This window comes from Nocardia sp. NPDC058666, assembly GCF_042714895.1.
Classification (GTDB): domain Bacteria; phylum Actinomycetota; class Actinomycetes; order Mycobacteriales; family Mycobacteriaceae; genus Nocardia.
The window spans coordinates 38,831-55,736 of the sequence record NZ_JBHXRY010000017.1 but is presented as its reverse complement, the minus strand read 5'-3'; the positions used below and the strand labels follow the sequence as shown (position 1 = coordinate 55,736).

Sequence of the window (16,906 nt, the reverse complement as noted above, 5' to 3'; positions counted from 1 at the left end):
CATGTACGACAACCGATCTGGTGCAGGTCAGGGCCGGATTCACGGCACCCCGAGTTGTTGAGCGCCCGTCACTTCACGAAGTGGTTGCCGAATTCCGCTATATAGAGTCAAGGGGCGGCTGGCGCCGCCCAGCGGCGCCGCCGCGCGGCACCGTGCAACCGCCGGCCTCCGCTTCGCTACGGCAGGCGGGCACGTTGGGCGCGTCGGCACCGCTTTGGCGAGTGGCAGCACGCCCATTTCGCCTATCTGGCTGCTTCTTGCAACAACCGAGCAGGGCAGGGCGCGACGGGTGCCGTACCCGATCGGCCTCCCGCAGTCGATGACGAATCCGCCGCCACTCTGCCCGGTCGACTGGCTGTGGTCCCGACCGACAACGCCAACGACAACGACCGCGGGAGCAACAGGGTTTCCCAGCCTCCTCATGGCCCGATGATCTGACTTCGGTGCGGACGAGTAAAGGGCGCTTCGCGTCACTCCGTGATGCCTATCGGCCCCCTTGACTAGCCCTTCCCTCAGCGCAGAGATGGCCAGTATGAGGAAGCAGGGGAAGGGAAGTCACCGGCGCGGCGATGCAGCAGAAATACAGCGAGAGCCCCGATACAGCCCGGAACGAGACCGTACAAGACGGTACGAATTGCCAGCTCAATGGCACAAGGTGCGACCACCCAATACGCCGGAGCAACGTTCGGGACGAAGAGGTCGCAGGTTCAAATCCTGTCACCCCGACGTGTTGGTTGAGACACAGAAAAGCCCCTGACTTCGGTCGGGGGCTTTTCGCTTGTCCGAGGTCCACGGCCCGAAGGCCCGTCGAGGCAGCGAAAAGGCGGCATCACCGCTCCTTTGTCCGCGCCCGGCCGCATACAACACGGCTGTCGCGCCAACCTTCCAGAGCCGCGATGGTTTCACAATGGGGATCTGGGTGAGGCTCCATCAGTTGTCTGCACCAGTTCGAAGTTGGTACTCTTGCGCTAGGACGTCCTACGGACTCCGATTAGCCTTCGACCCTGCCTGCGCGGCGGGGTCGTCGTGCGTCTCAGGGCTTCCAGATCTGTACGGAGCGCACCTTCGGCTCGATCGCCGCCCACAGCATCTCGTTGGCCTTCTTGGCGCGCTCGTCGGCCACTTGGGTTCGACGCATTCGGTAGTGCATGTAAGAGACCAGGTCGGCGGCCTGCAGCAGTCGACTGTCGCAAGATGGTGCGAAGTGGATCGTGTCGGCCACGTTGGTCAACATCTTGCCGTCTTTCCCGCCGGTTCCGGTGTGCTGGTACTCCCACAGGCTCTTGCGATGACCGTCATGGCCGTCGACTTCATCCGCGATAACCAGGATGGGAAGATCCTGTCGGGAGGCCTCGTCGTTCAGTTGCTCGAGCAGACGCTCCAGGACTACTCGGTGCGGGTGCCATGGAACCTCGTACCGCGCCTCCAGCGCCTGGCGGTCGACTCCTTGGAGCATGACAGCGAGGCCACCGGTCTCGGCGACCGCTCTGAATGCATCCCGATAGACACCGATCCGCGCACGAACCTCCCGGGCGATCGGCGCCCAATCGCACTTTCCCTGAACCAGATCGTTGCCGTGTAGTTCGGCGCGCTCGTCGATCCCCCACCCCCTGGACGCCTTCATCACTACGGCGTCCAGTCGCCTTGCCAGGCCTAGGATTTCGCTCGACGGGCAGATGACAGCAGCGATCCAGTACTCACCTTTGTCATATGACTCGTCCAGGAAGGCCAGCAGCACCCGGCGAGTATTCCACCACCCGGCAACCTTTCGGCACCCACCCGCGATCAGGGCTCGAGAGACACGGCTCAGTCCGAACAGCGCCATCCCGCGTCATCGGCGTACTCAGGACCTTCGCGTCTGGGCCGAGCGCACTCGCCGGTCGATCGCGACCACGCGCCATGCGCGCCGTCGGCGATGAACGGACAATTCGCGAAGGTCGGGTGAGGGGTTGCGGTCGAGGGGGTTCGGCCAGTAGATGGTGAGGGCCGTGGTGGTGAGCAGGCCGAGGATGAGGGCCAGGATGGCGGGGTTCATGGGTTGCCCTTCCGGGTTAGCGGAGTGGGGAGCGCGGCGGTGGGCTCGTGGTGTCAGTGTGGGCGGCTCCGGTGTCGGGTGGGGTTGCCTGGGTGTTCGGGGTTGGTTGAGAAGATCTCCCCGCGTCGGGATGGGAATGGTGAGGGTCGTGTGTGTGAGCAAGGGATAACGTGGCGCTTACTTTCTGTCACTTGATAGAAATTAGTGGTCGATAGCGTATACACCCATGTCGACAAGGGTGGATGCAGCGGGCGAGGGGGCTGGCAGGCCGCTGCGGGACGTCGTGTATTCGACGTTGCGGGGGGAGTTGATGAACGGGGATATTCGGTTCGGGCAGCGGCTCACCGAGCCGAAGTTGTCGACTCGGTTCGGGATTTCGCGCACGCCGGTGCGGGAGGCGCTCACGATGCTGTGCTCGGACGGGCTGCTGCAGCGGGAGGAGTTCGGGTTCAGTCCGGTGCGGCCCAGTGTGGCGCGGATTCGCGATCTGTACGAACTGCGGCTGACCCTGGAATTGGGTGGGATGACGCGGGTGCGGGTGGATCCGCGGATCACCCACGACGCCGCGCTGTTGCGAGCCGAGCAGCGCAAGTGGCTGGCTTTGCAGGCCGATCCGCCCGCCCAGGAGCCGGGGTTCGTGGTGGTCGACGAGGAGTTCCACGTCGCGCTGCTGACCGCGGCGGGCAATGCCGAGATGGTGCGCGCGCTGGTCGCGGTGAACTCCCGGATCCGGCATGTGCGCATGTACGACTTCATGATCAACAACCGCATCGAGACCACGATCAGCGAGCATCTCGGCATTCTCGACGCCGTGCTCTCGGGCGATCTCGTGCTGGCGCAGCGCCTGCTGCACACCCACATCGGCGATTCGCTGGATGTGGTGCTCGAACGGATCTCGCGGGCGGTCGCCGCCATGTCGAGCAGCGAATAACAGGAGCGTCGATGTCCGCAATCACCCCGACCGCGCGGGTCACCGCCGCCTACGCCCGGATCGCCGAGGTGGATCGGCCCGAGGTGTGGATCACGCTGCGTGCGCAGGATGCGCTGGCCGCCGAGGCTGTCGAGCTGGAACGTCGGGTCGCCGCGGGTGCGGATCTGCCGTTGGCGGGTCTGCTGGTGGCCGTGAAGGACAACGTCGACGTCGCGGGGATGCCCACTACGGCCGCGTGTCCCGAATTCGCTTATGAGGCAACCGAAACCGCCGCGGCGGTGCAGCGCCTGGTCACGGCGGGTGCACTGGTACTGGGCAAGACCAACCTCGACCAGTTCGCGACCGGACTGGTCGGCACTCGAAGCCCGTACGGCGCGGTGCGCAACGCCTTCTACCCCGAATTGATCTCGGGCGGTTCGAGTTCCGGCTCCGCGGTGGCTGTCGCGCTGGGCATCGTCGACCTGGCCATCGGCACCGACACCGCCGGTTCGGGTCGCGTGCCCGCCGCGTTGCACGGCATCGTCGGCATCAAGGCGACTCTGGGCGTGATCCCCACCCACGGGGTGGTGCCGGCCTGCGCCGACTATGACGCGGTCACCGTTTTCGCCACCGACTTGGAGCTTGCGGTCACTGCCGCAAAAGTGATGACGGACACGGACTCTCGCGACCCACGCAGCAGGGACTGGCCTGCCGATGTCCGCCTCGCCCCATCCACCGAACCCTCTCTCGCGATCCCCCGCTCCGAGGATCTCGAACCACTGAGCGCCCCGTATCGTGCCGCCTTCACCGAAACCGTTGCAGCCCTGCGTGATCAAGGCTTGCGCATCACCGAAGTCGATATCTCACCACTGTTGGATGCCGCCCGGCTGCTCTACGACGGAGCGATAGTCGCGCAACGCTATGCGGCCGTCGGCGAGTTCGTCGACAAGGGTGTGCCGGGGCTGGACCCCACCGTCGCCGCAATCATCAGCGCGGCAAAAGAACTCAGCGCACCCGCTTATGCGCAAGACCTGGACTACCTGGCCACAGCACGCACCACCGCGACTGCACTGCTCGCCGACTTCGACGGACTACTCCTCCCGACAACCACCGAACACCCTTCGATCGCCGAAGTCGAAGCCGACCCACTCGCCATCAACCGCCGTCTGGGCACCTACACAAACTTCTGCAACCTGCTCGACCTCGCGGCCGTAGCCGTCCCCGGAAAGCCCACGGCACAAGGACTTCCATTCGGCGTGACAGTCGTAGTCCCCGCCTTCGCCGACCAAATCGCCGTCGACCTAGCCGCTCGCATCACCGGAACCCCACCCCCACTATTCGTCGAAACCGGTGTACCCCTTGCAGTTTTCGGCGCACACCTGCGAAATCAACCCCTGCACTGGCAACTCGAACAACTGGGTGCCCGCTTCGCCGACGAGATCACCACCACCGACGCCTACCGCCTCACCGCCCTGGACACCACCCCACCCAAACCAGGACTGGTCCGCCACGGCGACGGCCAGGGCGCCCCGATCCGAGGCGAACTGTTCCTGATCTCCCCCGCGGGACTGGGCCGATTCCTCGCCGAACTACCGCCGCCCATGGCCCTGACCAGCATCGATCTGTCCGACGGACGCCGCGTAGTCGGCTTCGCCTGCACCTACGACGCCGCCGTTGCCGCCACCGATATCACCGATTTCAGAGGCTGGGTGGCGTACCTACAGGCTCGGTGACGTCGATTCCCAACTCGGCGAGCAGGCCCATCACGCGCGCACCGATGTCGTCGCAGATGGGCCGCACCTGCTCGACTTCCAGCCCGGCCGGGTCCTCGATGATCCACTCCTCGTACCGCACCCCCGGCACCAGCGGGCAGGTGTCGCCGCAGCCCATGGTGACGATCACGTCGGCGGCGCGGATGATCTCGTCGGTCCACGGTTTCGGGTATTCACGCGAAATGTCAACGCCCACTTCGCTCATCACCGCCACCGCGGACGGATTGAGCTGCCCGCCGGGCACCGACCCACCCGACCAGGCCACCGCGCGATCCAGCGCCAACTGTTCGAAGAAGCCCAACGCCATCTGCGATCGGCCCGCGTTGTGCGTGCACAGGAACAGCACCGTCGGACGCGGCTTGGCCACCTTGCCTTCGATCTTGGCCAGCGCGTGCAACCGCTGACGCCCGAATCGTTCGGCCAGCAACGGTAAGTACAGGGTCACCGACGCCCTGGCGGCGAAGTCTTGGTAGGAGGAGTGCAGGAAACGATGGATCGTCTCCAGCTCGAACATCGTCGCGAACTCTTCGCGCAGCCGTACCTCAGCACGGTCGAGCGCGTCGGAGTGCTCCGCAATATCGACCACCCCCCAACCCTTACCCGAAACCGTGACATACGCAAACGGCCGGGCCGATCACCAACACTGCGACCGGCCCGGCCCACTACTGCACGACACGTCATGGAACTTGCTCGGCCCAGCCCGTCAGTGCGGTTACCGTCGGCAGTGCGGCTTCAGCGTCTGGAAGAGCCGCCCACTGGTCTGCACCGCCGGGTCCGACCGATCACCCCTCGCCACCGATCGGACCCGGATGTTCCGGTGTCCCAAACAACAATGCGGTGTCGGTCTCTAGAGCTTCTTAAGAACAACTTGTCGGCACCAGCGGGTCTTGCGCGATGATGGAAGAACCGACAAAGGAGAGCGACGATGGAGACTGCGATCGTCTGGTTGCTGGCAAGCATTTTGTACTGGTTCAGCAACTTCTGAAGCCTGATCCCCCGGGCGGCCCGACCACCGCGCCACCCGATCTCGGCCACTACCCGAAGGCAGTTGCGCCGTCCGGCGCAGCTGCCTTCGCGCGTTCGGAGGGCCCGCCGTTACCCACCTCACAGAGGCCTCAAACCAACCCACCCGACGAGGGCCTCGGACCAGCAGTACTGTGGGCCAATCTGTGTTCTGCATTCCATCAGGAAGGAGTTCACCATTCACGGCCATGACAGCACCCTGACCAGCGCGAACCCGCAGGAAAGCCTGCGTGACAAGGCGTTCGCGCTCATGAATCGGGACGATTTCGACCTCACCCAGGCCGATCTCGATGTGCTATCGAACCTCTACGATCGAGAACTAGAACCCGACAATTGGCTACCCGAGGGGCAGCGGTATCGGGAGCGCGCCTATCAGTGTTTCGATCTCGAGGTGGCCGGTCTGTCGTGGACCCCGATCGCCGAGCCCGCGCCGTATCGGCAGTCGATGGCGGTGAATCGGGTCGCGGGCGGGATCGAGCGCCGGTTCGCGGTGATTCCCGTCGATCATCCGGCGACGGCGATCGCGGCACGTGTCGCGATGTCGGTGGCGCGCGTGCTGCTCGGTGCGGACGTGCTCGATACCGAGCGGCATCCCCGGTGTCTCGTGGACGTGCACTACATCAGGATCACTGCGCCGGGGAAGCCGTGCCCGGAGGGGATGCACCGCGATGGCCTCCTTGCCGGATCCGCACACCTGTTGCGCCGCAACAACATCACCGGAGACATCTCGGAGCTGTACGACAACGTCGACAGCGAGAATCCGTTGCACAGCGGCCGGCTGACCGACCCGATGGACTCGTTCGTCTTCCACGACAGCCGGGTACGTCACTTCACCCGTGATATCGAGCGCGAAAACCCCACCGCCCCAGGCTTTCGCGATGCACTGCTGATCGGTTTCCGCACGCAGTGACGACGCTGGATCGGTTCGTCGCCGACCTCGACGATCTACTTCCCGACGACGAACTGATCCGCATCGCGGCCGACCTCACCGCCATCCCGTCGTTCACCGGCGAGGAGTCCGAACTCGCCGACCACATTCGAGACTGGTTGCGGAGCAACGGAATCCGCTCGTACACCCAGGAAGTCCAGCCCGGCCGACGACAAACGATCGGCACGCTCGGCCCCGAAGGGCAGGCGGCACTGCTGCTGAACGGGCACCTGGACATGGACCCGCTCGGACGCGATCACCCGAGCGACCCGTTCACCACCCGCCGAGAAGGCGACAAGCTCTATGGCGCGGGCCTGCACAACATGAAAAGCGGTGTCGCCGCGATCCTCGGCGCGGCGCTGGCGGTGCGGCGCAGCGGTATCGAATTGCGCAGACCGCTGCTGCTGGAGTTCGTCGCCGGCGAGCTGCAGGGCGGTGTGGGTACCCGATTCGCGTTGCAGTCCGGACTCACCGCCGACGCGGCGGTTGTTCCCGAGCCGTACTCGGTGCGCCGAGTGATCACCCGGACCGCGGGCGTGCACAAGTTCGGGCTGGTCGTGCGTGGCCGCACCGCGCACACCAGCCGTCACGACGAGGGTGTCGATGCGGTGGCGGTGCTGCGACAGGTCCTCGACCACCTCGATTCCACCGATCTGCGACTGCACAATCCCGATTTCCCGCCGCTGCCCCGCCTGCAGGTGGGCGGGATCATCGCGGGGCGCGGCGAGGCGCATGAGCTGTCCGGAATCAGTTACCTCGCCGACAAGGCGACGGCGTTGATCGACATCCGCTACCCGCCGCCGTTCGAGCCCACGGACGTTGCCGCCGCCATCGAATCAGCGGTAGACGTTGCGCGACACCGGTTCCCGAATGCGCAGATCACGGTCGACTGCCCGCCCGAGCCTGCGTTCCGGGTCGGCGGTAGCGCCATGCCGCCGATGGACGTGTCGCCGGAATCGCCCATCGTCACCGATATCGCCACCCTCTTGCCGCAGGTGAGCGACTACGCCGTCACCGAAACAGGCCTGGCACTGCCCTTTTCGTACTGCGGGAACGACACGACCCACCTGAGCAGAGCCGGTATCGACTGCTGTCTGTTCGGCCCCCGAGGCGATGGACCCGATACCGAACACCACGTGCTCATCAGCGAAATGCGAGCCTGCGCACGCACTTTGGCGGCGCTGGTGGTGCTGCGCTGCGCCTAGTCACATCCGTACTCGCGCAACAGTTCTCGGGTTCGCTCCGACGCGGGGACGCCGATCGCGTCGTAGCATCGCAGCGCGGCACGCAGCAGTTCTCCCGCCTCTGCCTGTCTGCCCTGCAGGTGCATCACGCTGCCGAGAGCCCGTAACGCATCACCTTGCCCGTTGGGGTCGTTCACGTCCTCGGCGATCCGTAGCGACGCCTCGTAGTGGGCGATCGCGGCCGCGTAGTCGCCGTATTCACGTTCGATGTGCCCGAGTCCGCGATGATGGTCGACCCTGGCCAGCGACAACTTGATCGCCTCGGCGATTTCGAGCCCTTCCGTATAGCACCGACGCGACGATTCCCATCGGCCCGCGTCACGATCCAGATTGCCCTGCCCCCACAGTGACCAGGTTTTGCCGTATCGGTCGTACAGCCTGTTCGAAATCTCCAGTGACTCAGCGAAATACGCGCTCGCGATCGGATCGCGGGCGAGTCGGCCCAGGTGCCCGAGTCCGCGCAGGGCGTCGCCCACGGTGATCTCGTTGCCGATTTTTCGGGCCATCCGCAGTGCGGCGGTGTAGTCGTCCATCGCGGTGGCGTTGTCGCCGAGGCGCCGCGCCACCTCGCCGTGGCCCCACCGGACCGAGGCGCAGCGCCACGGGTCGTCGATCGATTCCGCGATCTCGCCCGCGGTCACGAAGTGCGAAGTCGCCTCTCCGTAACGACATTCGAGCCTGCGCACGTGTCCGATGCCCTGGTGCGCGTCGGAGACCGCCGGCGGGTAGTCGATGTCGCGAGCCAGGACGAGCGCCTCGGTGTAGAACTCCTCGGATTCCGCGTGCGCGCCGTCGAGCCAGGCTGTTTGCCCGCGTTCGCACAGGATGTCGGCCCGCAGGTGTGGATCGTCGATTTCTCTCGCGATCACCGACGCGTGCTGCAAGCTCGATTCGGAATCGTCGTAGTAGCCGCCGATCTGATCGATGCGCCCCAGCTGCAGTAGCGCTTTCGCCTCGGCCGGTCGATCTTTCACCGTCACCGCGATGTCGCGCAGCGTGTCGTAGAGGCGTCGGGCATCGGTCCAGCACCCCAGGTTCCACAGGGGCTGGGCCAGCAGCTTGGCGAGCTCGGCGGTCTGCGAGGTCGGGCGCGCGGCGGCGATGCAGGCGAGCAGATTCGCGCGCTCGACCGTCAACCATTCCTGGGCGGCTTCCGGGTCGAGTTCCGCCGCTTCGAACACCTCGGGTAGCCGGCTGTACCGGCGGATCTGGTCGGGTCGCCGGGTGCTGGGGACCACCTGTTCGCGAGCCTTCTCGAGGTAGCCGTCGATCAGCCGGGCGATCGTCGCGGCATGGTCACCCGGCGGGTTCTCCTGCTCGGCCCGCATGCGCGCACACAGCCGCACCACATCGTGGGCCCGGTAGCAGTGTCCGGCGCGGACTGATCTGTCGATGAATCCAGCCTCGGAAAGACTGCGCAACACCGACTTCGCCGCCGCGAGGCTGATCTGCGCCATCAGCGCGACCGCCTCCGCGGTGATCTCACGGCCGGGGAACCACCCGATCAGGCGCAGCACGCGCCGCTGCAACGGATCGCCCAGTCGGTCGTAGGACAGCTCGAACGCCGCGAGCAGCGACTGATCCTCCGCGGTGAACCAGCCGAGAATGTGCTCGGCGGCGGACTCGCCACCCGGGTCGTCGGGCGGGGCGGACTTCAAAGCCGCTGTCTGCTGGACGAATTCGCGGGCGCACTCGGCCAGCATCTCCGGACCGTACTGCGCGATCTGGCCGGCGATGAGTTTGATCGCCAGCGGTAACCGGCCTGCGGTCCGCAGGATCTGCGTCACTGCCTCGACATCGTGATCGGGGCCAAGGCACGCGAGCCGCACCAACAGCTCCCTGGCTTCGTCGTCGGTCATCACTTCCAACGACAGTGGCGCGGCACCGGCCAGCCCGGTCAACCTCCCGCGACTGGTGATCAACACGAAGCACCCGCTGGACTGGGGTTGCAGGTAGCGGACCTGTTTACTGTCCAGCGCGTTGTCGAACACGATGAAGCAACGCTTGTCGCGCATCACTTCGTGCCATTGGTTCGCGCGGCCCGCCAGGTCGCTCGCGATCGCCTCCGGCGTGACGCCGACCTGCAGCAGCAGCTGCTCCAGCACGTCGGCGGGGTCGCGCGGATTCGTGCCCGGGGTGTGTCCGTGCAGATCTTCCCAGAGACTGTTGTCCGCATAACGACGCGCGAACGCTGTTCTGGCGTGCCGCGCCAGCGCCGTCTTGCCCACGCCCATGGGCCCGGCGATCACGTGCACGGACGGGCCACGGTCGTGCAGATGCTCGATGACCCGACGGTTGATCTCGTCCAACTGGCCGGAACGCCCGACGAAACCGAACAGGTCGGTCGGCAGTTCGCGGCCCGATGCCCGACCCGTCTGGAATCCCGATCCTGTCCGCGCCGCGATGGCTTCGGCCAGCTCGGCGGTCACGTACAGGGGCAGGTGCGCGATATCGGTGGCATCGACCAGCTGATCCCATGTCGTTCCATAGATCTCGGCCAGGATCTTGAGGATTCGCACCGTGGGACGCGAAGGGCGACGCCCGTTCGGCCACGCCTCGATCGCCGCGATACGCGAGTTGATCATCGGCGCCTCTAGATCGACCGCCCGCTGGTTGAACCGATCGGCCACCGCCTCCTGGGTCAGGAAGTTGGCCAACCGCCACGCCTGCCGGGGTCGATGGTGGCCTTGCCGCAGGATTTCCACCGCCATCGGCGCGACCAGTTCGCGATCCGACAGCCCGATTCCGCGAAATACCTGACGCAGCCGTCGCCGCCCTTGCGCATCCGCGCCGAAATCCCCGCCGTTGTTGTCGGTCATCCCCGCCCCTGGTGAGTCCGCGTGAACCGCGCCGGAGAATCTGCGGCCGCCATCGCGATATTTCCTGAGTACCAGGCACATTCGCCCAGGTCAAGGCGATGTTGTTATCGGAAAATTTGCCAGCTGCGCGCCCCTGCCAACACGCCGTACCCCCAGAAGATCATTGATCTATCACACCGAGCGACAAGCTCGACGATCGAAAGGGGACCACCGCATGGCAATCGTCAACAACGCGGAGTGGTTCATCACCAGCGATGTGGCACACGAGGCTGCTTACCGATTCGACCTGCCGGGCCCGTCCCAGCGCAGGTGGAAACTGTCCTACCTGCCAGAGTACTGGTCCCTGACCAAGGAACAAGCCGTCTCGGGCCTGGTGCTGGCGGAGATGATCATCCTCGATACCGACTTCGCGACCGCGGGTCTGGACCTCGAGCTGGCCGAGATCATGGCGGCCGAACTGGGGCTGACGCTGACCTCGGTGATGATGTTGCTGGCCGCGCGCGCTCCGACGGATTCGCTGTCTGTCGCGCTCGGTGCGGCTGCCGACCAGGACGGGGCACGGTGATGATCGATCCGTATCTGCTGCTGTGGGCGCTGCCTCGTGGGCGTCGGTACAACCTCGCGCACTTCGCGTACGGGCTGGGGGTGATGATCAGTCTCGCCATCGCCGTGATGGCCGGAATCGACGTCACCGGGATGGATCAGCCATGTTATGGCCAGTCCGACGTCATCATGGCGCCCGGTCCGCCGGCGATGGCCGGTCCGCCGGTGGTCACCACCACCGAGCTGGCCGATCCGCCGGTCCCCTGCTACATGTTCTGCAACGGCTGAGCAGAGCTGTCACGACCGTCACACGCCCGGTTCGGAATGGGATCGGGGGTGTGCGTGTTGGAACTATTCGTCGGCGTCCGAACAGCCCCGGGCCTCACCCCTTTGTCGCTACGAGCGACCACCCGCCGAGAGGCGCTTGTGGGGCGCCGACACCCTGACGGGCCGTCCTCGAGGCGGCCCATCGACTCGAACGCCGCCAGGTCACCCTCATCGACCTGGCGGCGTTTGCTGTATCCGGGGCCGAGTCGCGCGGCGGGCTCGCATGCTCGAGGATGGACGCATGACTTCGAACGGGCAGTTGCGGCGCGAGTTGGGGTTGGGGGATTCGGTGGTGGTGGGGTTGGGGGCCATGGTGGGGGCTGGGGTTTTTGCGGCGTTGGGGCCTGCGGCGGGGGTGGGTGGGTCTTGGTTGTTGGTGGCGTTGGGGGTGGCGGCGGTTGTGGCTTATTGCAATGCGATGTCGTCGGCTCGGTTGGCTGCGTTGTATCCGGTGTCGGGGGGGACTTATGTGTATGGGCGGGAGCGGTTGGGTGCGTTTTGGGGGTATTTGGCGGGGTGGGGGTTTGTGGTCGGGAAGACGGCGTCGTGTGCGGCGATGGCGTTGACGGTGGGGAGTTATGCGTGGCCGGGGCAGGCGAATGCGGTGGCGGTGGGGGCTGTGGTGGTGGTGACGGGGGTCAACTATGTGGGGGTGCAGAAGTCGGCGTTGGCTTCGCGGGTGATCGTGGTGTTGGTGTTGGCGGTGTTGGCCGCGGTTGTGGTGGTGGGGTTGGGTGGAAGTCGTTCTGAGGCAACAGTTCTCGATGCTGCGGTCGGCCCGTATGGGGTGTTGCAGGCGGCGGGGTTGTTGTTCTTCGCGTTCGCGGGGTACGCGCGGATCGCCACGCTCGGCGAGGAGGTGCGGGATCCGCAAAGGACTATTCCGCGCGCGATCATGCTCGCGTTGGCGGTGGCGTTGGCGGTGTACGCGCTGGTGGCGGTGGCCGCGTTGGTGACGTTGGGGTCGGGTGGGCTTGCGGCGGCGCGTGATCCGTTGGCGCAGGTGGTGCAGGCGGCGGGGGCGTCGTGGTTGGCGCCGGTGGTGCGGGTGGGTGCGGTGTTGGCGGCGGCGGGGTCGCTGATGGCGTTGATCCTGGGGGTGTCGCGGACGTCGTTGGCGATGGCGCGGGATGGTCATCTGCCGAGGTCGTTGGCGGCGATTCATCCGAAGTACGCGGTGCCGCATCGGGCCGAGTTGGCGGTGGGTGTGGTGGTCGCGGTGCTGGCGGCGACGGTGGATCTGCGGGCGGCGATCGGGTTCTCGTCGTTCGCGGTGCTCGCGTATTACCTTGTCGCGAATCTGTCCGCGGCCACGTTGACCGTGGCGGAGGGCAGGCCGGCGAGGTGGGTTCCGGTGCTGGGTGCGGTGGGGTGTGTGGTGGTCGGGTTTTCGTTGCCGATCGGGTCGGTGTTGACGGGTCTTGGTGTGCTCGCGGTGGGTGCGGCGGTGTACGCATTACGGGGACGTGAACATACCGGCGAATAGGGGATGCGGCGGCCCCGCTATACGGGTTACGGTGCGGAAACGGGTCTACGCTGCCCCACATGCGGCACATCACGGGCGTTTTCGCATCCACGATCGCTGCTGTGCTGGCCTCGGCGAGCTTGATCGCCGTCCCGGCCGGGGCCGCGCCGAGTGCGACCTGCGAGGTGACTTCCGATCGCGACCTCGAACGTGCGCAACCCGAACAGGTCGGGATGGATTCGGCGAAACTCGAAGCGGCACTGCAGTTCGCCGCCACCCGCAATCGGCTCAATGTCCAGATCTTCCGGCACAACTGCCTCGTCGGTGAAGGGCTGCGCAACGGCGAGACCGGCAATACGCCGTGGAATATCTGGAGCGTCACCAAATCGGTGGTGTCGATGCTGGCCGGAATCGCTTCCGACGAAGGCAAACTCGACATTTCCGCCCCGATCGACCGCTATCTGCCGCCGGGTCTGGGCGATGCGGTGCACCGGTCGATCACCGTGGAGAACCTGCTCACCGAGACCTCGGGGATGAAGGTGGGGGTGTTGTCGGAGGGCATCACCGCGGTGATCCCGATCGACCCGCACTCTGCCGTGCAGGCGCTGTCGGTGGAGTTGACCAACCCGCCCGGCACCACCTTCAGCTACAGCCAGCGCAATGTCGACCTGCTGTCGTATGTGATCGAACTGGCCGTGCGCGAACCCCTCCAACAGTTCGCGCAACGAGAACTGTTCGACCCGCTCGGCATTCCGCGCGGCGACTACTACTGGGCCAGCGACCGTTCCGGCCACACCTACGGGTACGCGCACCTCATGCTGCCGCCCAACGACCTGGCCAAGATCGGCCTGCTCGTGGCCAACGACGGCCGATGGGGCGCGCACCGGGTGCTGTCATCGGAGTATCTGCGCGCGGCCCGTACACCGTCGAAGGCCAACCCCTGCTACGGCTACCTGTTCTGGTTGGGCGCCGATTGCGGTGAAGCTCCCGAATTCCTGCCCGACGACACGTTTTTCATGTCCGGCCTGGGCCTGCAGAATGTGTTCTTCCTACCGAGCCTGGACCTCACGGTGATGTGGACCGGCCCCTTCGGCAACCAAACCGCCTACGGCCCCAGCGGCATCCTCGCCCACGCCGAAGAACTCCCCCACGAATTCTTCCGCCGCCTGTTCACCGCCATCACCGACACCAAGGTCCCGATCGCCGACCCCTACGTAGAACCCCCACTCGAATTCGACGCAGGCAAACTCATCGACGCCAACATCCTCCTGGCCGTCTTCGGTATCGGCCCCGGCGCCTACCCCGGCTGCACAGTCTTCGACTGCCTCAACCAACCCCTGGCCGCCCCCTTCGCCAGCATCCCCCCAGGCTGCGCCATCCTCGCCTGCGTAGGCAACGACCCCCGCACCCCAGGCATCCGCGCGATCCGTTGAAACACAGCGGCCCGGGTCACCCATCAGGTGACCCGGGCCGCTTCAGTGATGTCTCAGCGGTTCTCGAGCAGAACTTCCGCGATCTGAATCGTATTGAGAGCAGCACCTTTTCGCAGGTTGTCACCCGAGATGAACAGCGCCAACCCACGCCCACTCGGCACACCCGGATCCTGACGAATCCGCCCGACCAGCGAATCATCCTGACCGGCGGCAGCCAGCGGAGTCGGCACATCGACCAACCGCACACCCGGCGCCTTGGCCAGCAGTTCCTGCGCCCGCGCCACCGACAGCGGCTCGGCGAACTCGGCATTGATCGACAGCGAGTGCCCGGTGAACACCGGAACGCGCACGCACGTGCCGCTCACCAGCAGGTCGGGCAGGCCGAGGATCTTGCGGCTCTCGTTGCGCAGCTTCTGATCCTCGTCGGTCTCGAACGAGCCGTCGTCGACCAGCGCACCGGCCAGCGGGATCACATTGAACGCGATCGGCGCGACGTAGTTGTTCGGCGCGGGGAATTCCGCGGCCGACCCGTCGTGCACCAGCTTCTCCCCGTCGGGTGCCACCGCGCGGATCTGCGAGGCGAGCTCCTCGACACCGGCCAGTCCAGAACCCGAAACAGCCTGGTACGACGACACGATCAGACGCTGCAGCCCGGCCACGTCGTGCAGCGGCTTGAGCACCGGCATCGCGGCCATGGTGGTGCAGTTCGGGTTCGCGATGATGCCCTTGGGCAGGTGGCGGGTGGCCTCGGGGTTGACCTCCGAGACGACCAGCGGCACATCGGGATCCTTGCGCCAAGCCGAGGAGTTGTCGATCACGGTCACACCGGCGGCGGCGAAACGCGGGGCCTGCACGCGAGACATGGTGGCACCGGCGGAGAACAGCGCGATGTCCAGACCCGTGGGGTCGGCGGTCTCGGTGTCCTCGACGACGATCTCGCCGCCACGCCAGGGCAGGGTCTTACCGGCGGAGCGAGCCGACGCGAAGAATCGCACCTCGTCGGCCGGGAAGTTGCGCTCTTCGAGCAGCTTGCGCATGACGGTGCCGACCTGACCGGTCGCACCGACAACACCTACACGTACACCCATTGCTTAACGCCCCGTTCCGCCGTGGACGACAGCAGCCTCGTCGCCGCCGAGATCGAATGCCTTGTGCAACACCTGCACGGCCTCATCCAGTTCCGTATCGCGCACCAGCACCGAGATCCGGATCTCCGAGGTGGAGATCAGGTCGATGTTGACGCCCGCGTTGGCCAGTGCCTCACAGAAGGTGGCGGTGACGCCGGGGTGCGACTTCATGCCCGCGCCGACCAGCGAGACCTTGCCGATGTGGTCGTCGGACAGGATCTCGGCGAAGCCGATCTCGGCCTGGCGTTCGGTGAGCTTCTGCACCGCGCGGACCAGGTCGGTCTTGGGGCAGGTGAAGGTGATGTCGGTCTTGCCCGTGTCGACCTTGGAGATGTTCTGCAGCACCATGTCGATGTTGATCTCGGCGTCGGCGACCGCGCGGAACACCTTGGCCGCGTAGCCGGGCTCGTCGGGCAGCGCCACGACGGTCACCTTGGCTTCGCTGCGGTCGTGTGCGACGCCGGTCAGGATTGCCTGCTCCACGGGAATGTCCTCCATCGATCCGAAAACAGTGGTGCCGATCTTGTCGGTGTAGGACGACCGAACATGAACGGGAACGTTGTAGCGGCGCGCGTATTCGACGCAGCGCAGCATGAGCACCTTCGACCCGCAGGCCGCCATCTCGAGCATTTCCTCGTAGGAGATGTTGTCGAGTTTCTGGGCGTCGGGGACGATGCGCGGGTCGGCGGAGAAGATGCCGTCGACGTCGGTGTAGATCTCGCAGACGTCGGCTTTCAGCGCCGCGGCCAGCGCGACGGCGGTGGTGTCGGAGCCGCCGCGGCCCAGCGTGGTGACGTCCTTGCTGTCCTGGCTCACGCCCTGGAAGCCCGCGACCAACACGATCTGACCTTCGGCCAGTGCCTCCTGCAGGCGGCCGGGGGTCACGTCGATGATCTTGGCGTTGCCGTGCGCGCCGGTGGTGATCACGCCGGCTTGCGAACCGGTGAACGAGCGAGCCTCGGCACCGAGGGTGTGAATGGCCATGGCCACCAACGCATTCGAGATGCGCTCGCCCGAAGTGAGCAGCATGTCCATCTCGCGAGCGGGCGGCGCGGGGGCCACCTGCTCGGCGAGATCGAGGAGCTCATCGGTCGTGTCACCCATGGCCGAGCACACGACTACTACGTCGTGCCCCTGCTTCTTCGTCTCCACGATCCGTTCAGCGACGCGCCGGATCCGCTCGGCGGTGGCCACCGAGGATCCTCCGTACTTCTGAACTACGAGAGCCACAGCAGGTCCTTCACGATCGAGTGTCAGGTTGGTATCAGCGACCAAGAGTA

General features: G+C 65.9%; 14 protein-coding genes. 8 read left to right on the top strand and 6 right to left on the bottom strand.

Annotated elements, in window-relative coordinates; translation table 11 throughout:
* Positions 1-1,033: 1,033 nt before the first annotated feature.
* Complete coding sequence (locus ACFWVD_RS25750; protein ID WP_379246998.1) at positions 1,034-1,738, bottom strand: DUF3800 domain-containing protein; 705 nt, start codon at positions 1,736-1,738, stop codon at positions 1,034-1,036.
* Positions 1,739-1,843: 105 nt separating this feature from the next.
* The gene (locus ACFWVD_RS25745; protein WP_379246996.1) at positions 1,844-2,035 is read right to left on the bottom strand and encodes a hypothetical protein; all 192 of its coding nucleotides are present in this window, start codon (positions 2,033-2,035) and stop codon (positions 1,844-1,846) included.
* 226 nt (positions 2,036-2,261) lie between these two features.
* Between ACFWVD_RS25745 and ACFWVD_RS25740 the strand changes: the two genes are divergently transcribed.
* Both ACFWVD_RS25740 and atzF read left to right on the top strand, forming a co-directional pair.
* Complete coding sequence (locus tag ACFWVD_RS25740; protein WP_379246994.1) at positions 2,262-2,966, top strand: GntR family transcriptional regulator; 705 nt, start codon at positions 2,262-2,264, stop codon at positions 2,964-2,966.
* 11 nt (positions 2,967-2,977) lie between these two features.
* The gene (atzF, locus tag ACFWVD_RS25735; protein ID WP_379246992.1) at positions 2,978-4,678 is read left to right on the top strand and encodes an allophanate hydrolase; all 1,701 of its coding nucleotides are present in this window, start codon (positions 2,978-2,980) and stop codon (positions 4,676-4,678) included.
* On the opposite strand, the gene ACFWVD_RS25730 is transcribed toward atzF, so the two are convergent.
* A complete protein-coding gene (locus ACFWVD_RS25730) occupies positions 4,644-5,303 on the bottom strand; it encodes an arsenate reductase ArsC (RefSeq protein WP_379246990.1) in 660 nt (219 codons plus the stop codon). The genes atzF and ACFWVD_RS25730 overlap by 35 nt on opposite strands.
* 462 nt (positions 5,304-5,765) lie before the next feature.
* Between ACFWVD_RS25730 and ACFWVD_RS25725 the strand changes: the two genes are divergently transcribed.
* Together ACFWVD_RS25725 and ACFWVD_RS25720 are read left to right on the top strand one after the other, a co-directional pair.
* A complete protein-coding gene (locus ACFWVD_RS25725) occupies positions 5,766-6,650 on the top strand; it encodes a 2OG-Fe dioxygenase family protein (protein ID WP_379246988.1) in 885 nt (294 codons plus the stop codon).
* The gene (locus tag ACFWVD_RS25720) at positions 6,647-7,873 is read left to right on the top strand and encodes a M20 family metallopeptidase (protein WP_379246986.1); all 1,227 of its coding nucleotides are present in this window, start codon (positions 6,647-6,649) and stop codon (positions 7,871-7,873) included. Before ACFWVD_RS25725 ends, ACFWVD_RS25720 begins: the two co-directional genes overlap by 4 nt.
* Here ACFWVD_RS25720 and ACFWVD_RS25715 read toward each other — a convergent pair.
* Positions 7,870-10,731, bottom strand: a complete 2,862-nt coding sequence (locus ACFWVD_RS25715; RefSeq protein WP_379246984.1) for a tetratricopeptide repeat protein — start codon at positions 10,729-10,731, stop codon at positions 7,870-7,872. The two genes, ACFWVD_RS25720 and ACFWVD_RS25715, sit on opposite strands and share 4 nt — an antisense overlap.
* Positions 10,732-10,945: 214 nt before the next feature.
* Between ACFWVD_RS25715 and ACFWVD_RS25710 the strand changes: the two genes are divergently transcribed.
* The 4 genes from ACFWVD_RS25710 (at position 10,946) to ACFWVD_RS25695 (ending at position 14,499) form a co-directional block, all read left to right on the top strand.
* Positions 10,946-11,296 (top strand): hypothetical protein, encoded by a 351-nt coding sequence (locus tag ACFWVD_RS25710; RefSeq protein ID WP_379246982.1) that lies wholly within the window; start codon positions 10,946-10,948, stop codon positions 11,294-11,296.
* Positions 11,296-11,562 (top strand): hypothetical protein, encoded by a 267-nt coding sequence (locus ACFWVD_RS25705; RefSeq protein ID WP_379246980.1) that lies wholly within the window; start codon positions 11,296-11,298, stop codon positions 11,560-11,562. The genes ACFWVD_RS25710 and ACFWVD_RS25705 overlap by 1 nt, the downstream gene beginning before the upstream one ends.
* A gap of 280 nt (positions 11,563-11,842) precedes the next feature.
* Positions 11,843-13,087, top strand: coding sequence for an APC family permease (locus tag ACFWVD_RS25700; RefSeq protein ID WP_379246978.1), 1,245 nt, complete (start codon positions 11,843-11,845; stop codon positions 13,085-13,087).
* 59 nt (positions 13,088-13,146) lie between these two features.
* Entirely contained in the window at positions 13,147-14,499 is a 1,353-nt protein-coding gene (locus tag ACFWVD_RS25695; protein WP_379246976.1) for a serine hydrolase domain-containing protein, read from the top strand.
* Between the two features lie 53 nt (positions 14,500-14,552).
* On the opposite strand, the gene ACFWVD_RS25690 is transcribed toward ACFWVD_RS25695, so the two are convergent.
* Together ACFWVD_RS25690 and ACFWVD_RS25685 are read right to left on the bottom strand one after the other, a co-directional pair.
* Entirely contained in the window at positions 14,553-15,587 is a 1,035-nt protein-coding gene (locus tag ACFWVD_RS25690; protein ID WP_379246974.1) for an aspartate-semialdehyde dehydrogenase, read from the bottom strand.
* A 3-nt stretch (positions 15,588-15,590) separates the two neighbouring features.
* Entirely contained in the window at positions 15,591-16,856 is a 1,266-nt protein-coding gene (locus ACFWVD_RS25685) for an aspartate kinase (protein ID WP_378609935.1), read from the bottom strand.
* Between the last annotated feature and the right edge of the window lie 50 nt (positions 16,857-16,906).

What these genes read in the sequence shown, in the direction of transcription:
- ACFWVD_RS25700 (WP_379246978.1), top strand. Translation starts at nt 11,843, where the DNA reads ATGACTTCGAACGGGCAGTTGCGGCGCGAGTTGGGGTTGGGGGATTCG.
- ACFWVD_RS25745 (WP_379246996.1), bottom strand. Translation starts at nt 2,035, where the DNA reads ATGAACCCCGCCATCCTGGCCCTCATCCTCGGCCTGCTCACCACCACG.
- ACFWVD_RS25695 (WP_379246976.1), top strand. Translation starts at nt 13,147, where the DNA reads ATGCGGCACATCACGGGCGTTTTCGCATCCACGATCGCTGCTGTGCTG.
- atzF (WP_379246992.1), top strand. Translation starts at nt 2,978, where the DNA reads ATGTCCGCAATCACCCCGACCGCGCGGGTCACCGCCGCCTACGCCCGG.
- ACFWVD_RS25705 (WP_379246980.1), top strand. Translation starts at nt 11,296, where the DNA reads ATGATCGATCCGTATCTGCTGCTGTGGGCGCTGCCTCGTGGGCGTCGG.
- ACFWVD_RS25710 (WP_379246982.1), top strand. Translation starts at nt 10,946, where the DNA reads ATGGCAATCGTCAACAACGCGGAGTGGTTCATCACCAGCGATGTGGCA.
- ACFWVD_RS25715 (WP_379246984.1), bottom strand. Translation starts at nt 10,731, where the DNA reads ATGACCGACAACAACGGCGGGGATTTCGGCGCGGATGCGCAAGGGCGG.
- ACFWVD_RS25690 (WP_379246974.1), bottom strand. Translation starts at nt 15,587, where the DNA reads ATGGGTGTACGTGTAGGTGTTGTCGGTGCGACCGGTCAGGTCGGCACC.
- ACFWVD_RS25740 (WP_379246994.1), top strand. Translation starts at nt 2,262, where the DNA reads ATGTCGACAAGGGTGGATGCAGCGGGCGAGGGGGCTGGCAGGCCGCTG.